We start from the raw sequence: 20,377 nt of genomic DNA on the forward strand, positions 1-20,377 counted from the left end.
CCATTAGTATTGGCTTCAATATAATTATCATAAAAAAACCTTCCAATTTCATGGAAGGTTTTATCTAATATGATGGTAATTTTATCTTGCAATGTTCACCGCTCTGGTTTCCCTTATAACGGTTACTTTCACCTGTCCCGGATAGGTAAGCTCATTCTGGATCTTTTCAGAAATATCGTAAGATAATTGAGAAGCTACTTCGTCATTTACTTTTCCGCTTTCCACCATTACCCTTAATTCTCTACCCGCCTGGATGGCATAGGCTGAAGATACGCCGTCAAAGCTCAACGCTGCCGATTCAAGATCCTTCAGTCTCTGGATGTAAGATTCCAGCACCTGTCTTCTGGCGCCCGGTCTTGCTCCGGAAATCGCATCGGCAACCTGGATGATCGGTGATAGTAAGGAGGTCATTTCCACTTCGTCGTGGTGTGCTCCGATCGCATTGATTACTTCTGCATTTTCACCGTACTTTTCCGCCCACTGCATTCCCAGTAAAGCGTGAGGAAGCTCGGATTCCTGCTCAGGAACTTTACCGATATCGTGTAAAAGACCTGCTCTTTTCGCTAATTTTACATTCAATCCCAATTCAGCAGCCATGGTTGCCGCGATGTTGGCGACTTCTCTGGAGTGCTGTAACAGGTTCTGCCCGTAAGAAGAACGGTACTTCATTCTACCCACGATCTTAATCAGTTCAGGATGTAGTCCGTGGATTCCCAAATCGATGATGGTTCTCTTTCCTACTTCGATGATCTCTTCCTCGATCTGCTTTCTTGTTTTCTCTACGACTTCCTCGATTCTGGCCGGGTGGATTCTTCCGTCCGTTACCAAACGGTGAAGGGATAATCTGGCGATCTCTCTTCTTACCGGATCGAAACATGAAAGAAGGATGGCTTCAGGAGTATCGTCAACAATGATTTCAACACCGGTAACCGCTTCCAAAGCACGGATGTTTCTACCTTCCCTACCGATGATTCTACCTTTTACCTCATCAGATTCGATGTTGAATACAGACACAGAGTTTTCAATCGCCTGTTCGGTTCCTATTCTCTGGATCGTCTGGATAACGATTTTTCGTGCCTCGCTTTTCGCATTAAGCTGCGCTTCTTCCATGATGCTCTGAACATGTGCCTGAGCTCTTGTTTTGGCTTCTGCCTTTAAGGATTCTACCAGTTCGGCTTTTGCTTCTTCTGCAGAATAGTTGGATATTTTTTCTAAAACCTCTACTTTCCTGGCCGTTGCAACATCAAGTTCCTGTTGCTTTCTTTCAATGATTTCCGTTTTTTTGGCATAATCGGCAATCTGCTTATCCAGGTCTTTTTCAAGTTTTCCTACTTTGCTGAGTTCGTCATTCAGTTTATGTTCCTTATCCTTGATTCTTTTTTCGACTTCCTGCATTTTCTTTTCGCGGGACTGAATATCGGAGTCATGCTGGGATTTCAGTTCCAGGAATTTTTCCTTGGCCTGGATGTTCTTTTCTTTTTTTATGGATTCGGCTTGTACGGTAGCTTTTTCTATCAGGTTTTCAGCATTTTTCTTTGCATCATCTATAATAAATTTTGCTTTTGTATTGAGTGAGCTTCTGGAAAAGAGTATTCCTGCTGCTGCACCAATAACAAGGCAAATTACGCCGACTATAATGGCTGTTATTGTCATATCTGTATATAAGTTTTAATTGTCCTCAATTTAGCATAAAAAAGCCCACAACAATTCAGAGATTGAGAGTAAACTCCTAATCAACACGATTTGAACTGATTTCCATTGTCTGTAATCCGGAGAACCGGCACGCCATTCAATGGACATTTGTTCGGTAATTGTTTAGCGTTGAGTTTACCTTTAATGTGTTAGAATTATTGTAGGCAGTTGGTTGGGAAAAAAAATCTATTTCCCTGTTTCATTCAACGACTGATTGATCCTTGCCAGTCTTTCGTTGGTAGATTGTATCGTTTTATCGTAGTTCATAGACACTACCTCGGCGTTGGTTCCCAGTTTCAGGGCACACATGGCCAAAGCATCCTGCTTGTCTCTCACATCGAAGTTCTGTTCAAAATCCTTAATCATATTTTCAATCTGCTTCCCGACTCTACGCAGTGTTTCTTCTTCTGCTGCCGGTACATTCAGCGGATATACTCTTCCGGCAATATTAATGGTTATTCTTCTTACCTCCATTATAATCCACTGTTTTGAAGCTGGGCAATACAGAAATCTATTTCTTTTACCAATCGGTTGATGTGGTTTTTCATCAGCCGGTTGTGTTCAGGGTTTCCTGATATTGCCGAATACAATTTTATATTTTTTTGTTCTTCTGCTAATACCTGATTTTTTTTTCTTTCCTCATCATATTTCTTCTTCAGTTCTTCATGCTCAACATTCAGCTCAGAAAATTCTTCAGTAAGATTTTTATAATTTTTCTGCAATTGTAAAATCTTTTTCTCTAATTCTGAAAAATGGTTTTCTAAATCTTGAAGCATTTCAGGTTTTCGTATATTCTAACTATTAGCAAAAATAACAAAATATTAATACTAACAAAAATAAAACGGTCTATATTTTGACGGAAAACAAAAAAGGAGATACAAAACTGTATCTCCCTGTATGTTTGATGCTATTCTTACTCAAATTTCAGAACGAAGAATATCGCTCTTGTCTGTAACGTAGACATTGCCGACGTCCAGTACGGAGGAGTTGTTGCGTTATCCGCCACGATTTCGTTATTCATGATGAATGTTCCTCTTACTGCCGGGGTCAGCTTAAACTTATTGAAGTAAAACTGAATCCCCATTTCTGCAGACCATGCAAAGTTATGCGTGGTAGAACGGAATACCTGCTGAAGGTTGTCATCCGTTGAGCTGGAATTGGACTGAAGGTTTACGATGTAGTTTACCCCTGCTGCCACATAAGGCCTGGAGTTGTACCATCTCTGTCCGTGGAATTCAAGCAATACCGGAACGTCTACCAGCGTACTTTTAATATCTCTTACTCTGTCTTTTTCCTGTAGAGGAATCGGAATGAAAGGATCGTTCGTTAAAGTACCCGCTGCATACTGGTCGTTGGACTGTGTATTAAAAGTCAACTGTCTCTGGCCGAATTGTAACCCCGGTTCTAATCGTACATCCAGATAATCGTTCAGCCTCCATTTTGCGATAAGACCGGCACCGAAACTGTAACTTTCCTTAGATGAAACAAGATTCTGATTATTATTCATCCCGTATCTCGGATTCAGAACGATACGGTAGTCCAGCCTGTTACCGTTCAGATAAAAACCCCAGCTGAATTTCTGCTCGTCGAAATCTTCCAGCTTATCCATTCTGTTACGGGTTCTGAATTGCGCGTTCGCTAAAAAGGCAACGTTTACTGACGCTAAAACCAGTGCTCTTAATAAAAATTTATTCATAGGGTTACTTTGTTGCTTTATAAATTGTGGCTATACCTAAACTTAGTTTTTTATATTCAACTTTTTTAAATCCTGTATCTAAAAGAATTTGTCTCATCTTTTCCCCGAAAGGAAAAGCGTTTACAGAATCCGGAAGGTATGTATATGCCCTGTTATCTTTGGAAACCAATCTGCCGATGGCGGGTAAAATGTTTTTAAAATAAAACATATACAATGGTCCCATAACCCCTTCAACTTTTGAAAACTCAAGTATATAAACACTCTTGTTATCTTTCACTACTCTTCTTAACTCTGCCAAACCTTTGGTAAGGTTTTCAAAATTCCTTACTCCAAATGCAACGGAAACTGCATCGAACCTGTTATCCTCATACGGTAGGTTCTCCGCATCCCCTTTTTGCATGGAAATTTTGCCGTCTAATTTAAGTTTTTTTATTTTAATAACGCCAACATTTAACATTTGTTGCGATAAATCCAGACCAATCACCCTGGAACCGGTTCCCTTTTCAATGGCAATAGCCAGATCTCCCGTTCCTGTAGCCACATCCAGCACTTCCTGCGGATTATCTTTTTTCATCCATTTCACCAGCGTATTTCTCCATAAAACATCAATTTTCAGAGAAAGCACACGATTCAGTACATCGTATTTCGGTGCAATATTGTCGAACATATCCTCTACCTGGCTCTTCTTTGTAGCATCCGAGTTGTAGGGTGTAATTTTGGTAATATCTTTTGTCAAAACTTAAAACTTGTAATATTCTTTATAATAATTAAGGTAGTCCTGTTTTCTGAAGATCTTGGACCTGGATTCTACCTGCTGGATATTTTTAATCAGCCTGTCATAATCTTCATCTACATTGTAATAAAAGTCGTCGGTATACAGCTTGCTGAAGCGTCTTGCCCCTCCGTAATACGGTTTCCCGTCGATGATGGTTTTATCCAGTGCCAAAAGTAAGGAATCTTTCTTCAGGTTGTATCCGTAATACTGATCATTGATGTAATAATCCTGATGGGCAATATTGATAAGGCCCCGGATTTTTTTCACTTCGAAAGCGGAATCGAAAAGTAATTTCTTATTTTGGTCAAAAACCTGTATGGAGTTTTTACCCTTGTCCAGATCCACCGGAACCGTCTGCCCTCCGGCGATAATCCCCTCCGAACCGTTGTTTATTTTATAGTAAAACGTATTGGGTGTAGGATTGTCTACTACATAATAGTTCTTTTTAGCCAAAAACAGGAAGTAGATCCCAAAGGCAGCGATAAACGCCACAACTGCAATAAGTAAGCCTTTTAAGGACGGATTGTTTTTCATAAGATTGTAAAGTACAATTTCTGCAAATTTAATAATATTTTTAATTCTCCGTTATTAATATTAATTATTAACTTTGCATCTTTAAAAAATCATTTAAACGAATGCCGAATACGATCATCATTGGTTCTGGATCCTACCTTCCCAGCAGAATTATCGGGAGAGATTATTTCTTAGATTCAGAGTTTTATACGGAAGACGGGGTGAAGATTGATAAACCTGCCGAAGAAACTATCGCAAAATTTGTAGAAATCACGGAAATTGAAAACAGAAGATTCATTGAAGATGATCTTTCCAACTCACAAATCGGCTACGAAGCTTCAAAACTTGCGATTGAAGATGCCGGTATCGACCAGGAAGAACTGGATTATATTATTTATGCCAGCAATTTCGGTGAAGTTACCGTAAACGGATACGCCGACTTTATGCCGACGATGGCCGCAAGGGTAAAAAATAAACTGGGTATTAAAAACAGGAAATGCGTTACTTACGATATGCTTTTCGGATGTCCGGGATGGGTGGAAGCGATGATTCTGGCAGATAACCTGATTAAAGCAAAGGTTGCAAAGACGATTCTGGTAATCGGAGCTGAAACATTGAGCCGGGTAACCGATCCGTACGACCGTAACAGAATGATCTTTGCAGACGGGGCCGGAGCGGTAGTTGTAAAAGCAACCGATGAGGAAAACGTAGGGATCATTGCACACAATACCATCTGTGATAACGGAATCGAGCTGGATTATCTGGCGAACGGACCTTCCATCAATAAAGAATCCGACCAGACCAGACTCTTCGTAAGAATGCAGGGAAGAAAAATTTATGAGTATGCCCTGAAAAATGTTCCTGCCGCTATTAAAGAAACCATTGAAGATGCAGGTCTTTCTATTGAAGATATTAATAAGATCCTGATCCACCAGGCGAATGCTAAAATGGATTACGCGATGATCGAAAGGCTTCACAAGCTTTATAATGTGAAAGATTACGACCATTCCATTTCCCCGATGACGATCCAGGATTTCGGAAATTCATCCGTTGCCACCATTCCTACCATGTTTGATTTAATAATTAAAGGAAAAATGGAGGGCCAATCGTTTAAAGAAAAAGGTAATATTGTCATGACTTCTGTAGGTGCCGGAATGAACATCAATGCTATCGTTTACAGATTTCCTTAACAATATTTAATGTAAAAATATAAAAAAGCACAGGGAATTATTCTTTGTGCTTTTTTTAAACCTATTATGCAGAAAAATTTTTTAATTATTGCAGCGCTCTTCCTCCTGTTGGAAGTCTATATCTACCAAGCCATCAGAACTTTAACCGATAATTCGTGGATCAAAATCGGATACGCAGTCGTTTCCTTAGTGATCTACGGATTCTTCGCTTACGAAATGACCCATTTCAGTAAAGGCGAGAGAAGCATGATGCGTGCACAGATCATGATTTCCATCTTCCTGATCTTTATCCTTCCTAAAATTTTTATCGTGCTATTTTTGCTGATCGATGATATTTTCAGGACCGGAAGCTACCTGATCGGATTTATGCGATCGTCCGAAAATTTTTTCCCGGAAAGAAGAAAGTTTTTAAGTCTTATGGGATTAGGTCTAGGAGGTGTACTTTCTGCCCTTTTTATAGACGGGATCACTTTCGGAAAATACAGGCATAAAGTGAGAAGGGTCAGAATCAATTTCGCGAACCTGCCAAAAAGCTTTAAAGGATACAAAATCGTACAGATCTCAGATGTTCATAGCGGAAGTTTCTCCGATCCCAGCAAGCTGGAACATGCCATTAACCTGATCAATGAACAAAATCCTGACCTGGTCCTTTTTACCGGTGACATGGTGAATAATGTGGCGGATGAATTCAAACCTTTTATCCCTCTATTTTCAAAGATTAAAGCGAAAGACGGAAAATTTGCCGTGCTGGGCAACCACGATTATGCAGATTACGTCACCTGGGATTCTTCAGATGCCAAAAAGAAAAACCTTGATACACTGGTTGATTATGAAAGACAGGCCGGATTCGACATGCTCCGTAATGAGCACCGGGTGATTGAGAAAAACGGTGAAAAAATATACATTCTGGGTGTTGAAAATTGGGGACTAAAACCCTTCCCACAATTCGGAAGGCTGGACGACGCTTTAAAAGGCGTACCGGAATCGGCAGTAAAAATCCTGATGAGCCACGACCCTACCCACTTTGATTACGTGGTTAAAAACCATCCCGGAAACGTTCATCTGACGCTTTCCGGACACACACACGGCATGCAGTTCGGTTTGGATCTGAAAAATGTAAAATGGTCGCCGGTTCAGTATAAATACCCGAAATGGGCAGACTTATATGAAAGCGAAGGAAAAATACTTTATGTAAACAGAGGTTTCGGTGTATTGGGCTATCCCGGAAGAGTGGGCGTACTGCCGGAAATTACGCTGTTTGAATTAGCATAATAAATTCAAGGTTTAAGATTCAAAATTCAAAGTTTGTCCTTAAACTTTGAACTTTAAACTTTGAACCTTAAATCTTGAATTAAAAAATATAGTCTTTCATTCGTGAGGTAGCCATCTCATTTTCGTCGATCCAGCAAAGCAGCTTATCGAGCTTGTCTTCGATCTTTTTTCCTGAATTCCACTTCCTGTAAAAGGGAATATCGAAGCGGTATCTGCTGAAGTCGGTAAACTGCCAGGAGCTGAGATATATTAATACAAAATCATCTTTCTTCAGAGTTTCAAAGACCATATTCTTGTAATACTTCATCGGCAGTACCTGGAATACAAAATCGTTATAAGGCAGCTGGCTGTACGGCGAAATACTTTCAGGAACAACACTTATCCCGTCTTGCTCGGTAATTTCCGTATCGCGTTTCAGGCGTTTAAAAGGAAAAAGGATGTCAGCATGATCGATATTGGAGACATAACCGAAACCTAACATTTTAAGATCCTCCTTCGGCAGCTTATGATCTTTCTGTCGAATCCCTTTGATCTGTTTTTCCAATAATTCCTCGGTCCATTTTTTTGTTTCTTCGATTTCCGGAAGCGTGGAATTTTTATTATAAAAAGCAATTTCATGCCCTTTCGATGAAATTGCTTTTATAAGGCTCTGCAGCTTTTCAGCGATAGAAATTTCGATAAAAAAACTTGCCTTAACATCATGAATATCTAGAATTCTCAGAATGGCTTTTGAGTTATTTTCCGTAATCCTGATTCTTTCTTCATCGGGAACAGATGCTCCTTTTTTAACCTCAGCCTCTATATTCACAATGTTGAAAGTAAACAATACCATTTAAATTAAATTTTAGATAAATTTTATATTCAATTAAAAATCAGATGTTAAAATACATTTTATTTAAAGTAAATATTAATATAATTAATTTTTACCTAATTTCACTTTAAGATTTTTAATCATATCTTTCGTCATTTCTGAAATACCGAAATTATAGGTAAGCCCCCAGTCTTTTTTCGCTACTGAATCATCGATAGACGCCGGCCAGGAATCAGCGATTGCCTGTCTGAAATCCGGTTTGTAATCGATCTCGAATTCCGGGATTTCTTTCTTGATTTCTTCTGCCAGTTCTTTCGGGGTAAAAGACATTCCGCCTAAGTTATAAGATGAACGGACAGTTAAATTTTCTTTCGGGGCCTCCATCAGCTTTAAGGTCGCATCGATGGCATCATCCATATACAGCATCGGCATTCCTGTATTTTCGGAAATGAAGCTGGTATATTTTCCTTCTTCGATAGCTTCATAGAAAATCTCTACGGCATAGTCGGTGGTTCCGCCTCCGGCCGGCGTCTTCCAGGAAATCAGTCCGGGATATCGGATACTTCTTACATCTACCCCATGCTTATCAAAATAATATTCGCACCACTTCTCGCCTGCCATTTTGGAAATTCCGTAAACCGTCGTAGGATTCAGAACCACATCCTGCCCTACATTTTCTTTCGGAATTCCTTTTCCGAAAACGGCAATGGAACTTGGCCAGAAAATTTTCCGGATCAATCCTTCCTTTGCCATTTCACAAAAATGAAGCAGCGGCTCAAGATTGAGTTTCCATGCAAAAACGGGCTGCTTTTCTGAAGTACCCGACAATAATGAAGCCAAATGATATACTGTTGTAATATCATAATCTTTTATTACCTGTCTCACCAGCTGGGTATTGGTAACGTCCATTCTTTCATAATGACCTGCAGAAGTAATTCCTTTCTGCCATCTGTCCAGTCCTGAAGCAATTACATTATCTGCTCCGTGGATTTCAACAAGTCTGTTGGTAAGCTCGGTGCCGATCTGTCCTAAAGCACCTGTAATCAGTATTCTTTCCGTGTGGGATTCCATCTTAATTTTATTAGTTGATCAAAAACAAAAATAGATATTTTAGACCCTATCTTAAAACAAAATTGTAAATTAGGTTACAAAATCTGCAAATGAAAAAAGTTATCTTTTCCCTGATTTTATTTTCGTTCACAGTTTCAGCACAATACACAGACATTAATATCGTAAAGGAAGTTAAGGTGAGGAACAAAGGCGTTGTAGTTTCTGCTCATCCGCTGGCCAGCGAAGCCGGCGCAAAAATCCTGAAAATGGGCGGGAACGCCTATGATGCTGTTGTTGCCACACAATATGCGTTAGCCGTAGTGTACCCGCAGGCCGGAAATATCGGTGGCGGCGGATTCTTGGTCGGTGTTAAAAACAACGGTGAAAAGTTTACGCTTGATTACCGGGAAACCGCTCCCCGGAAAGCTACTCACGATATGTACATCGATAAAAACGGAAAAGCCGATACGAACCTTTCGCAAAACGGCAGGCTGGCCGTTGGAGTTCCCGGGAGTGTTGCCGGATTCTTTACCACGTTGAAATACTGTAAACTCCCGATGAACCGGCTGATCCAGCCGGCCATTGATCTGGCGGAAAAAGGATTTGCCATTACGGAGCAGGAAGCCGGTTTATTAAATGCCTACAAAGAACAGTTTCAGAAATACAATGCCGCTTCCAATGCTTTCGTTAAAAGTACAACGTGGAAAGCAGGCGATCTTCTGATACAGAAAGAACTGGCACGAACTTTACGATTAATCCAGAAGAACGGTTTAAAAGGTTTCTATGAAGGAAAAACAGCAGAACTCCTGATCGCTGAAATGAAAAAGGGCAACGGAATCATCACCGAGGAAGACCTGAAAAATTATAAGGTGGCCGAACGGAAGGCACTTGAATTCGATTACAAAGATAATCATATCGTTTCCATGCCGCTGCCCTCCAGCGGCGGGATCCTGCTCGCCCAGATGCTGAAAATGGCCGGTTATGAAAACCTGGAAAAGTATCAGCAGAATACCACCAAAGCCGTACAGGTTATGGTGGAAGCCGAAAGAAGGGCTTTTGCCGACCGGGCCGAATACATGGGCGACCCGGATTTTATTCAGGATAAAACCCAATACCTGATTTCGGATGATTACCTCAAAAACCGCTGGAAAAGTTTCAGTTTTACCCATGCAACTCCAAGCTCGGAAGTCGGAGAAATCATCAGCCAGGCCAAAGAATCCACCCAGACTACTCATATTTCCGTAATTGACAAGGAAGGAAACGCCGCGGCAGTTACTACAACTTTGAACGGTCTATACGGCAGTAAAGTCATCGTTTCCGGAGCCGGATTTTTCCTTAACAATGAAATGGATGATTTCTCGGTTAAGCCCGGTGTTCCGAATATGTTCGGCGCGGTGGGCGGGGAAGCCAATTCGATCCAGCCTAATAAAAGAATGCTGTCGTCCATGACGCCTACGATCGTCCTCAAAAACGGGAAACCGTATATGGTGGTCGGAACCCCGGGCGGAACAACAATCCCTACCTCGATTTACCAATCCATCGTGGATGTGGTTGATTTTAAACTCAACGCCAACATTTCCGTCAATTCCCCGAAGTTTCATCACCAGTGGCTTCCGGAAATTGTTGCCTTTGAAAAGGATTTTCCGGAAACTACCATCAGCGAGCTAGAAAAATTAGGCTATAGAACGGAACGGTGGAACCAGATCGGCAGAACGGAAATGATCCTGATCGACGATGCCGGAAATATCCATGCTGTAGCCGACGGCCGCGGTGATGATTCTGTTGCGGTGGAATGAATATTTTATCATTTAAACATTTCCTATAGCATATCTTTGCTTAAAAAAAGATCAAACAAAAGACGATCGCTTAAAGCCCGTAAAATTCTAAATATATTTTAACATTAAATTTAGGTGGAATTTCTTATTTAACTTAATCCAAATCAATTAATCGATTTCTTAATTCTTACGGGCTTAATAAACTTAATTTGACTACCTCAAATCTAAAGATTTTTTAACTTTAATATCAAGAATAGCCTTCATGTATTTATGAAGAAGCAACACTAAGCACAAGTTCACAAAAATTATTAGATCAAATTTAAATAGGTTCTTATTAAAAAAAAACCATGTGATATAGGCCCTAACTAATTAAATGGGTCATAGATATCTTATGGAATTATTAGTATCTTTGCAGATATTATGCACAACCATGGAAATTTCTGAAAAAAGGACACTTCTCATAGATGACCATAGTATTGTAAGGCAGGGCATATATTTATTGTTAAAAAAACATTTCGGTTACACGAACATTTTGCAGGCCTCCTCCATCAGTGAGGCCAGAGAAGTCCTTCGGAACAATACTGTAGACTTTATTATCCTAGACATTCATTTTCCGGAAGGAAACAGCCTGAATTTTGTAGAAAATCTTGTTATTTCCGCGAAAAACACATTTAAGATCCTTATATTCTCTGCATTGGAGGAAAACATTTATGCCGTTAAATATATTCAGGCGGGAGCCCACGGCTTTCTCAGCAAAACTTCAGAAGAGGAGAATATTGTATATGCCCTGCAAAAATTCTTTAAAACCGGGAAATATCTTAGTGAAGAACTGAAAGATCATTTATTGGATACGGTAGTTTATAAAAAGAAAGCCACTCCTTTGAATCTCTTATCGGGTCGAGAGCTGGAAATAGCCAGAATGCTGTCTTACGGATATTCAAACAATGAGATTGCCACGAAGCTCAACATTCAGAAATCTACGGTAAGTACCTATAAAAACAGGATTTTTGAAAAACTGGGAATCAATAATATCCCAAGTCTAATCAGCTGTCTAAATCTTGGATAGCCTCATTTTTAAATGTCAGAATAATCCGTGTCCCTTTATTTTTATCGCTTTCGATTTCCATCGGAACATTCACAAGAGCCAGTAACTCATTAACAATCCGCATTCCAACCTGCGTATTTTTGTGCACATCGCCGCCTGTAATCCTTCTGATCTCTTCAGGGGTCATCCCGATACCCGTATCTTCAAAGATCAGCTTTGTACCGTCTTTATCAGAACTGCTGTATACGGTTACGTTTCCTTTTTTGGTATATTTAATGGCATTGTCCACAATATTGTGTACAACAATATGAAGTACATCCGCATTGCTTCTGATCAGTGTGCCCGGATCGATCCTGTTAATCAAAGTAATAGCATTAAATTCTGCTATATTTTTGAAAATCCGTATCCGTTGATCCATAAATTCATGGAGGATAATATCTTCTTTGATCGTGTAGCTGTCATAAATGAAGACTTTACTGTAGGTAAGACTTGACTCTATAAAGTCGATCATTTTTCCGCAGGAATCCTTTATTGAGATGAGTACATTATGCAGTTCCTGTTCAGTACTGTTATTTTCCAGCAGATACTCTGTACTCATGTTGATGAACTTGAGCGGGCTTTTAATATCGTGACTGATGACCGTTACCAACTTTTTCTGCCGGTAAAGCTGTGCGTAAAGCTCCTCACGGGTAGCAGACAGGGAGCGTATCGTATCATTCAGCTTTGCGGTATGCTGTTCGATTTTCTGGCCCAGAATAATTTTCTCCAGTTCAATTTTTTTAAGCCTCCTTTTGTAGAACAGGTAAAACATTCCTATCAACACAGCACTTGCTGCTATCTTGAAAAAAAGAGTTTCCCAAAAAGCAGGTTCTACAAATATGGATAAGGTTTTATAGGTATAATCGGTACCGAAATTTTTGAGTTTTCTGAAATGAATTTCATGATCCCCGTACGAAAGTTTATTAATGTTTACCGCATTATCTTCGGAAAGGGAAATCCAAGGTGCATTATCAATTCTGTAATGGATGAGGTCATTATTTTCATTACCATAGTTCGGATGATCTACAAAAATTTTCAGATATCTGAAATTTCTGTTGAGGCTGACCCTGTTGTTTCCGATCAGCATTTCTTTATCATTAATGAGCATTCGATCTGTATAAAAATTTTCCTCCGGAAATACGGAAAAAGCATTTTTGGTATCTATAAAGACAATCCCATTCATGGAAGGGAAACACACATATTTCCCGATCTTCAACCCGTTAATATTTGCTCCTCCGTTGAATTCATTACTTAGGAGACCATCATTCTTATCGTATTGCTGTATATAGATATCGGATAGTTTTCCCATATAGTAGTCTATAAATTCTTTTTTATGTACCTGGAAAAGACCATCATTTGATGACATCCAATAGTGACCATAATCGTCACCAATTACACAGTGTACATCTGAGAGCATTCTTTTTTTATTTGGCGGCGGCGGATAGATCTTTCCGTTGCGGTATAGGTACAATCCGTCGCCGTAAGATTCGATCCATATATTATTGTCGCCATTTTCATTGAGACTCCTAAACAGCACATTCCTGTAAAATGTTTTTATAGTCTTTGTTTTTTCGTTAAAAATATGTATTCCGTTTTCTGAAGACATCAATAGATTACCATTATCCAGCTCCAGTATCCCTGTAATCTTTTGAAAAATTTTATAAAATTTATGTTCGGTAACTGTGCCTTTATGTATTTTGATATATCCCAGAACAGGATTGGGAATACAACTGGCTGAAATCCATATTTTACCTTTATTACCATAGTTTATTGCGGTGACCCTCTGTTCGTAACCGAAATCTTTAATGAGCTTTTTCCCGCTCTTATTATAAAGATAAATTTCCCAGAATTCTTTTATTAACATTCCGGATTTGTCCTTCAGATAAAGAACTCCGTAATTTTCAGTACTTTTTCTGGAAAATAGTTTTCTGATGTTTCCACGAGTATCCAAAATGTCACCTGAAGCGGTAATAAGTTCATGATCCGAATAACGATCTATTGCATTGAGGACTGTACTTTCTGCAAAAGGAATAGTGAAGGCTTTTATAAACTTTTTCTTTACAATCAGGATTCCATGATCAAGCGTACCCACAAAAAGCATCCGGGTATGCTTGTCATAATACATGCATTTATACAATATCTTCCGGCTAGATTGCGGATCATTATATACTTCAATAAGCTGCATTCTGCCATTGAGATATTCTGCGATATAGATTTTGTTGGCGTTTCTAACAAACACCTGTTTATTTCCGTAGTTTACATACAGACAGTAATCCAATTGCTTTTTCAGCCCGGTAACAAAACGTTTAATCTTACCGTCTTTAGTAATCATGCTGATCATTTCAGGGCTATCCATATAAATAAGATTCTCTCCGGATACAGCAAAGTTCAGATACGAATAACTCTTAACAGCACGAATGAAGCGTTCTCTTCTGCCGACATAATAAAACAGCCTATCGCCTCTCAGACAATACCCTTCTTTCCGACTGATGAAGTAATGAAAATACAGTCTTGAAGAATAGTTACGGTGTCCAAGCATTCTGATCAGGTACTCACTGCTGTACTTTTTAATCTCTTTATAATACGGAGATTGCATGTTGAGTGTTTTACAGGTCCTGCCTGATATCAGAACGGGAAATTTTACAGAATTATAATAAGTGAATAAAAAATCATCGTCTGCATCCCCACCGATCAGTACGGTACGGTTTTCTACGTTAGGAACATTCGGCTGATAGGTAACAAACTTATGTCCATCATATCGTATAAGGCCTTTTTCTGTAGACAGCCAAAGGAAACCAAAACGGTCCTTCACCATGGATTTTATGGTATTCTGGGGCAGCCCGCTTTCTTCATTATTCAGCCATTTTTCTTGGTACACAGGACTTTGTGCGTAATGTAGAATCGTGAAAAAAAAGAAAATCTTATACAGATAATTCATCTATAGACTTAGTGTTTCTTTTAATAAAAATCAAAATTGCACAGTTAATTAAAATTGAATGGTAGTAATAGCTCCATTGTTTTTGTAGAACTAATTCTACAATACTTCAATTATGTACGACATCACTACCATAATAATACTACATCTGCTAAAAGATCATGAAGCTACTTTTGTGACAGTAAATCATAGGACTTCAGACATCATTCATCGAATTGAAGATAAGGGGGTTCAGACCAGTGATCATAAAAATTAGCTCTATTTTCTGATTTTAAATAATTGGTAAAAATAGTGCTTAAAACAAACAATTTAATATAAAAATTGATAAAAAACATAGTGATAAACCATTTTTAATATAACCCATTAATTACACAGATTTAACCTATCTCTATATATTCAATAATAAACACATCAAGTAAACCAAGAAATTACGGTTGCAAAAGAAATTCCCTGCCTTTAAACTTTTCTTAAAAAATTTATCTCCCCAATTAAATAATACCCTAACTGTTCCCTATGAAACCACAAATGAATTATATATTGCAGAAGCTTCTTCCTCTCCGGAGGAAAGCTTTCTGCATTATACTTATCATCATTGGAATTACGATCCGGGGGAAATCCGTTATGCCTTTACATTCACACGCAAATTTTGTAGAAAGGCGGTCTGATGAGAATATTCAGGGAATCCTGAAAAATTCTGACTCTGTAAACATCTCAAAGAAAGCAGAATCTCCGCCACCTTGTAATGAGCCGCAAGCAATCCGGGGACAGATATTTATAACAGATTATACAGTTATTAAAGGATGGAGAGATATTAAAAATTATATTACGGTTTATAAAAAAAATAAAGCACAACACCTTGGACATAAAACAGGTTCCGGCAGCCACCATACCCGTCGGCAACACCATGAGAAGCAGAAGACAGGAAAAGAAATTCCTATCTCCTATGCGTATATATACAGTAATGTAGAAAAAGATCTTTTCAGCCGGTCTGCAGGATCAAAATATCCAAACTGTATTTTACAAATACCCCTTTTTGCAAATACCGCTGTAAAAACATATTATTTAATCTCTCCTGTCTTTTCTGCAGCATTACTATTTCCGGATTTTAATGTTGTTATTCCCTATTCTATTAAGCAGAAAGGACCTTCCCGGGGTCCTCCAATTTGAAAAGATGATCCTTTATTTTCGTTATGGTATTCCGAGTATTCGTGATTTAGAGAACTGTATTTAAACTTAATGGTAAAAATATTCACAGCGAATACCTTAAAAATAGGAATTATTTAAAAGAATTTTCTATCCGAAAAATCAGTCGGTATTTACAGAAATTGATAACTATTCCTTTTCTAATATAACAGCCAGAATTAATAATTTTGAAATGAAAAATATAACCCATAATAAGAAACGATTCTTCATAGCCGTCTTCGTCGCTTTTTCGGCAACATGCAAGAGTCAGGTTGGCATTAATAACACTCTGCCAAAAGGCACTTTAGACGTGACAGCGCAAACTACCGACGGCAGCAAGCCGGAAGGAATTATCGTACCACGCCTTAGTGGCAACCAGATCAAAGCAGGTGATAATCAATACTCAGCAGCCCAGACAGGAGCCATTATTTACGCTACGGCACCAGTGACCACTACCAGCATCAAAACAGCCAACATATCAAAGGAAGGCTACTACTATTTTGACGGCAGCGCATGGCAAAACATCATCAATGGAAATGCTTATACATATCCGGGATTCTTTTCCTATGGGCATATAAAATGCGGACTTCAATTTTCAGATCATAACGGCTGGATACTTTTAAATGGAAGGTCAGTAAGTTCGCTCACTGCGACCCAGCAATCGAGGGCATTAGCTTTGGGCTTTTCTTCCAACCTTCCCAATGCAGCTGATGCCTATCCGGTACAAAACGGGCAGTCCATCGGCAGTATTACGGGCTCCAATACGACATTGATAGCACAAAATCAGCTTCCCAATATATCTCCATCCGTTACTATTTCGTCCAATAGTGCAGGTACCCCAACGGGAAGTGTATTGGTACAAAACGGAACTTCCATCATTCAAGCCGTGGGTGATCATACACACTCCATCGGCCGACGGTCTAATTCTGACGAGATCTCTTTCGATACGGGAAACGGAAGGCAAACAGAAAACTCTGCAGCAACTACCGACAGAGGTTATATAAATAATTTCTCTACTTCAACAGCTCCAGACCATGCCCATTCTATGGCCGCACACTCACATTCAGCCTCATTTACGGGCAGTGCCCTCGCTGCCCACAACCATACCGTAACAGCAGCAAGCATCAATGGCGGTGTAACGCAACAGCCCCTGAATATTGCTCCCAAAAGCATGAGCGTAAATATGTTCATATACCTTGGAAATTAATGACACAGATGATATAATTGAACTTTAAAACTAAGAAAATGAAAATCAAGCTATTTATCCTGACAGTAACCGCTGTAGCCCTGTCAGCACTATCCAAAGGTCAGGTAGGTATCAATAACAATACCCCAAAAGCCACTTTAGATGTCACAGCGAAAACAACAGATGGCAGCAGGCCGGAAGGGATAATCGCTCCACGTCTCACCGGCGACCAGATCAAATCTGCCGACGCCCAATATGGACCAGCACAGAAAGGAGCCGTCGTATATGCCACAGCAGCTGTCTCTGCCACCAGTACTAAGACCATCAATATTTCTGTGGACGGTTATTATTATTTTGACGGAAATGTATGGCAGAAAATGATTAGCGAAAATGATCCTTATCCGGGATCCTTTTCGTATGGCGACATCAAATACGCCACGCAATCGTCTGATCATAACGGCTGGGTGCTTTTGGACGGCAGGCCCATAAATGCCCTTACCGCTACCCAGCAATCCACTGCTGTTTCTTTGGGATTCTCTTTAAGCCTGCCAGATGCATCCAACGTTTATCCTGTACAAAACGGCCAGCCAATCGGGAGCATCGCAGGCTTCAATACAAGGTTTATAGCACAAAATCAGCTCCCTAATGTAACGCCTTCTGTAAATGTTTCTGCTAGTGCAGGTACTCCTGCGGGAAGTATATTGGTTAACGGCGTAACGAGTACTATGTTAGCCGATAATCACTCTCACAGCATCGGCCGACGATCGAATTCCGACGAAAACTCTTTCGATACGGCAAACGGAAGACAGACCGAAAATTCTGCAGCTACTACAGACAGAGCTTATATAAATAATTTTTCTACTTCAGCAGCAGGTGCTCATAATCATACGATGAATCCACACTCTCATTCAGCAACATTTACAGGCAATGCCATGGCTGCCCACAGCCATACCATAACGGCAGGAAGCATCAATGGAGGTGTAACCCAACAGGTTCTGAGCACCACTCCCAAGAGCATGAGCATCAATATGTTCATATATCTTGGGAATTGATCTTAATTACTACAGAATAAAGTTTTTTCATAGAATATCATCAGGTACCATTCGCAGTCGGTAAAATAAAAAACGGCTGCTAAAAAATCTTCTTTTTAACATCCGACACTAAAGAAAATGAAATTAAAACAATTTATTATAACGGCAGTTACCCTGGCACTATCAGCATCATCCAAAGGCCAGATCAGCATCAACAACAATGCCCCTCAGGCTACTTTAGACATTACTGCAGGAACCACAGACGGCAGTGCACCGGAAGGACTTATCCCTCCACGGCTCACCGGCAACCAGATTAAATCTTCTGATAACCAGTACGGATCTGCACAGAAAGGAGTTATCATATACGCCACAGCAGCTGTAACTACAGCCAGTGCCAAAACAGCAAATATTTCCGACGAAGGGTATTATTATTTTGATGGAAGTGTATGGCAAAAAATAAATAATGGCAATGATTATGCTTCAGCAAGCCCTTTCTCCTACGGCGATATAAAAGTCGGGACACAATCTGTGGACCATAACGGCTGGGTGCTCTTAAACGGAAGATCTGTAAATACCCTTACTGCTGCCCAGCAATCCAGAGCTTCGGCCTTAGGCTTATCTTTCAACATACCAGACGCATCCAACGCCTATCTTGTACAAAACGGGCAGACTCTGGGCAGCATCACCGGATCCAATACCCGAACCATTGCACAGAATCAGCTCCCCAATATATTCCCTTCCATAAGTATTTCTGCTATCAGTGCAGGTACACCTACAGGAAGTGTAAACATTTACAATACGACAGAGACTATGCAAAGCAGCGGCGCACATTCTCATAGCATTGGCCGGCGGTCGAATTCCGATAACAACTCTTATGATACTGGAAACGGGAGGCAGACCGAAAACTCAGCGATGACTACCGACAGGCAGTATCTGACTACTTTTTCTACTTCGTCATTTGGCCATACTCATACGGTAAATGCACATACACATACAGCATCATTTACAGGTAATGCCATGACTCCTCACAGCCATACCGTATCCTTAGGAAGCATTAACGGCGGCGTTGCCCAGCAGGTTTTGGATATCACCCCGCAAAGTATGAGTTTTAATATGTTTATATATCTCGGAAATTAATAATGGCCTATCCAGTATACTGGTTTTTCAGAAACTAGTATGGTAAAAAGGATAACAATATGTTAAAATACAATCTGTAGAATTATTAAAATACAAAGTGGCTATGGAAAATGATTTTAAAGATATTCATATAGGAAAAATGATCAGGATGACTGTCGAGATGCGCGGAATCAGCGAAGAGCGTATATACAGATTCATTCCGTGTACTTCTAAGGAACTTCAGGAAATATACAGATCATCCGATATTAAGGTCAGTATGCTCCTCAGGTGGAGTAAACTGCTGGGATACGACTTTTTCAGGCTGTACTCACAGCATCTGATTCTATACGCTCCTGCAGAAAAAACAATAAATAATACAGAAAAAAAATTCGTCGGCGCCATAAGCATTCCGCAATTCAGAAAAAACATCTATACCCGTGAGGTTATCTACTTTATCCTGGAACAGATCCGCAACGGACAAAAAACCAAAATTCAAATAATGGAAGAATATAGTATCCCGAAGACTACCCTCTATAAATGGTTACAAAAATACAGAAAGGTTTCTGAATGAGATAGTGCATCAAGATCTGACTAGCCAGAATATGCCCATTCCATAAAAATGTACATGGAAATTATACTGTAAAATATACACATTCAGTCTGTAATCAAAAAATCCTTCCTAATACTTCATAGAAATTCAGCAATAGTAAATGAAAACAGAAAAACCAACCAATCAATTCATCCTGGGCTTAACAGCTCTTACCATATCAGGATTATACAGCGGGCAGGTAGGCATCAACAACGCCTAAAGCCACCTTGAACATCACTGCAAAAACCACAGACGGCAGTAAACCAGAAGGTCTTATTCCCCCAAGACTTACCGGAAATCAGATCAAATCTGCCGACAGCCAGTATGGAACAGCACAGAAAGGAACCATTGTCTATGCCACATCACCTGTAACAGCGGCCAGTACCAAAACCGCCAATATCACTGCTGAAGGCTATTATTTTTTTTGACGGCAGCCTGTGGAATAGGCTCAGCGGACAGGCAAGCGGGGGTACAGCCAGT

19 protein-coding genes are annotated in these 20,377 nt (G+C 39.8%); 10 read left to right on the plus strand and 9 right to left on the minus strand.

The features are described from left to right. Positions 1-81 precede the first annotated feature (81 nt). The 6 genes from rny to ACED20_RS07690 all read right to left on the minus strand — a co-directional run bounded on the left by rny (position 82) and on the right by ACED20_RS07690 (position 4,697). Complete coding sequence (rny, locus tag ACED20_RS07665; protein WP_294202407.1) at positions 82-1,653, minus strand: ribonuclease Y; 1,572 nt, start codon at positions 1,651-1,653, stop codon at positions 82-84. 225 nt (positions 1,654-1,878) lie between these two features. After that, positions 1,879-2,166: a cell division protein ZapA gene (locus ACED20_RS07670; RefSeq protein ID WP_378104083.1), complete on the minus strand. Its 288-nt coding sequence runs from the start codon at positions 2,164-2,166 to the stop codon at positions 1,879-1,881. Further along, positions 2,166-2,468, minus strand: a complete 303-nt coding sequence (locus tag ACED20_RS07675) for a hypothetical protein (RefSeq protein WP_294202405.1) — start codon at positions 2,466-2,468, stop codon at positions 2,166-2,168. The genes ACED20_RS07670 and ACED20_RS07675 overlap by 1 nt, the downstream gene beginning before the upstream one ends. Before the next feature lie 137 nt (positions 2,469-2,605). After that, positions 2,606-3,388 carry a porin family protein gene (locus tag ACED20_RS07680; RefSeq protein WP_378104084.1) on the minus strand — a complete coding sequence of 261 codons (783 nt, stop codon included), beginning with the start codon at positions 3,386-3,388 and terminating at the stop codon, positions 2,606-2,608. Between the two features lie 4 nt (positions 3,389-3,392). Then, entirely contained in the window at positions 3,393-4,124 is a 732-nt protein-coding gene (ubiE, locus tag ACED20_RS07685; RefSeq protein WP_294202400.1) for a bifunctional demethylmenaquinone methyltransferase/2-methoxy-6-polyprenyl-1,4-benzoquinol methylase UbiE, read from the minus strand. A 3-nt stretch (positions 4,125-4,127) separates the two neighbouring features. Further along, the gene (locus ACED20_RS07690; RefSeq protein ID WP_294202398.1) at positions 4,128-4,697 is read right to left on the minus strand and encodes a hypothetical protein; all 570 of its coding nucleotides are present in this window, start codon (positions 4,695-4,697) and stop codon (positions 4,128-4,130) included. 101 nt (positions 4,698-4,798) lie between these two features. Here ACED20_RS07690 and ACED20_RS07695 point away from each other — a divergent pair, with 101 nt between their 5' ends. Both ACED20_RS07695 and ACED20_RS07700 read left to right on the plus strand, forming a co-directional pair. Beyond that, entirely contained in the window at positions 4,799-5,866 is a 1,068-nt protein-coding gene (locus ACED20_RS07695) for a 3-oxoacyl-ACP synthase III family protein (protein ID WP_294266964.1), read from the plus strand. Positions 5,867-5,932: 66 nt separating this feature from the next. Beyond that, positions 5,933-7,138 carry a metallophosphoesterase gene (locus ACED20_RS07700; protein WP_294266968.1) on the plus strand — a complete coding sequence of 402 codons (1,206 nt, stop codon included), beginning with the start codon at positions 5,933-5,935 and terminating at the stop codon, positions 7,136-7,138. Between the two features lie 79 nt (positions 7,139-7,217). Here the strand turns inward: ACED20_RS07700 and ACED20_RS07705 are convergent, their stop codons facing one another. Both ACED20_RS07705 and ACED20_RS07710 read right to left on the minus strand, forming a co-directional pair. Continuing rightward, positions 7,218-7,970 carry a polysaccharide deacetylase family protein gene (locus ACED20_RS07705; RefSeq protein ID WP_294241702.1) on the minus strand — a complete coding sequence of 251 codons (753 nt, stop codon included), beginning with the start codon at positions 7,968-7,970 and terminating at the stop codon, positions 7,218-7,220. Between the two features lie 84 nt (positions 7,971-8,054). After that, entirely contained in the window at positions 8,055-9,020 is a 966-nt protein-coding gene (locus tag ACED20_RS07710; protein ID WP_294225996.1) for an NAD-dependent epimerase/dehydratase family protein, read from the minus strand. 89 nt (positions 9,021-9,109) lie between these two features. Between ACED20_RS07710 and ggt the strand changes: the two genes are divergently transcribed. After that, entirely contained in the window at positions 9,110-10,795 is a 1,686-nt protein-coding gene (ggt, locus tag ACED20_RS07715) for a gamma-glutamyltransferase (RefSeq protein ID WP_378104085.1), read from the plus strand. A 409-nt stretch (positions 10,796-11,204) separates the two neighbouring features. Then, entirely contained in the window at positions 11,205-11,840 is a 636-nt protein-coding gene (locus tag ACED20_RS07720; RefSeq protein ID WP_294241700.1) for a response regulator transcription factor, read from the plus strand. Here the strand turns inward: ACED20_RS07720 and ACED20_RS07725 are convergent. Then, positions 11,818-14,796 (minus strand): sensor histidine kinase, encoded by a 2,979-nt coding sequence (locus ACED20_RS07725; protein WP_378104086.1) that lies wholly within the window; start codon positions 14,794-14,796, stop codon positions 11,818-11,820. The genes ACED20_RS07720 and ACED20_RS07725 overlap by 23 nt on opposite strands. A gap of 510 nt (positions 14,797-15,306) precedes the next feature. On the opposite strand from ACED20_RS07725, the gene ACED20_RS07730 reads away from it, so the two are divergent. The 6 genes from ACED20_RS07730 to ACED20_RS07755 all read left to right on the plus strand — a co-directional run bounded on the left by ACED20_RS07730 (position 15,307) and on the right by ACED20_RS07755 (position 20,325). Beyond that, positions 15,307-15,960, plus strand: coding sequence for a hypothetical protein (locus tag ACED20_RS07730; RefSeq protein ID WP_294306768.1), 654 nt, complete (start codon positions 15,307-15,309; stop codon positions 15,958-15,960). Positions 15,961-16,168: 208 nt separating this feature from the next. Then, complete coding sequence (locus ACED20_RS07735) at positions 16,169-17,182, plus strand: hypothetical protein (RefSeq protein WP_294241691.1); 1,014 nt, start codon at positions 16,169-16,171, stop codon at positions 17,180-17,182. A 38-nt stretch (positions 17,183-17,220) separates the two neighbouring features. Then, the gene (locus ACED20_RS07740) at positions 17,221-18,213 is read left to right on the plus strand and encodes a hypothetical protein (protein ID WP_294332756.1); all 993 of its coding nucleotides are present in this window, start codon (positions 17,221-17,223) and stop codon (positions 18,211-18,213) included. Positions 18,214-18,330: 117 nt separating this feature from the next. After that, positions 18,331-19,329 (plus strand): hypothetical protein, encoded by a 999-nt coding sequence (locus tag ACED20_RS07745; RefSeq protein WP_294332758.1) that lies wholly within the window; start codon positions 18,331-18,333, stop codon positions 19,327-19,329. Between the two features lie 103 nt (positions 19,330-19,432). Then, positions 19,433-19,879, plus strand: a complete 447-nt coding sequence (locus ACED20_RS07750; protein ID WP_294241683.1) for a transposase — start codon at positions 19,433-19,435, stop codon at positions 19,877-19,879. Between the two features lie 245 nt (positions 19,880-20,124). After that, complete coding sequence (locus tag ACED20_RS07755; protein ID WP_294241681.1) at positions 20,125-20,325, plus strand: hypothetical protein; 201 nt, start codon at positions 20,125-20,127, stop codon at positions 20,323-20,325. Positions 20,326-20,377 lie beyond the last annotated feature (52 nt).

Source organism: Chryseobacterium sp. sg2396, from assembly GCF_042610505.1.
GTDB lineage: Bacteria > Bacteroidota > Bacteroidia > Flavobacteriales > Weeksellaceae > Chryseobacterium.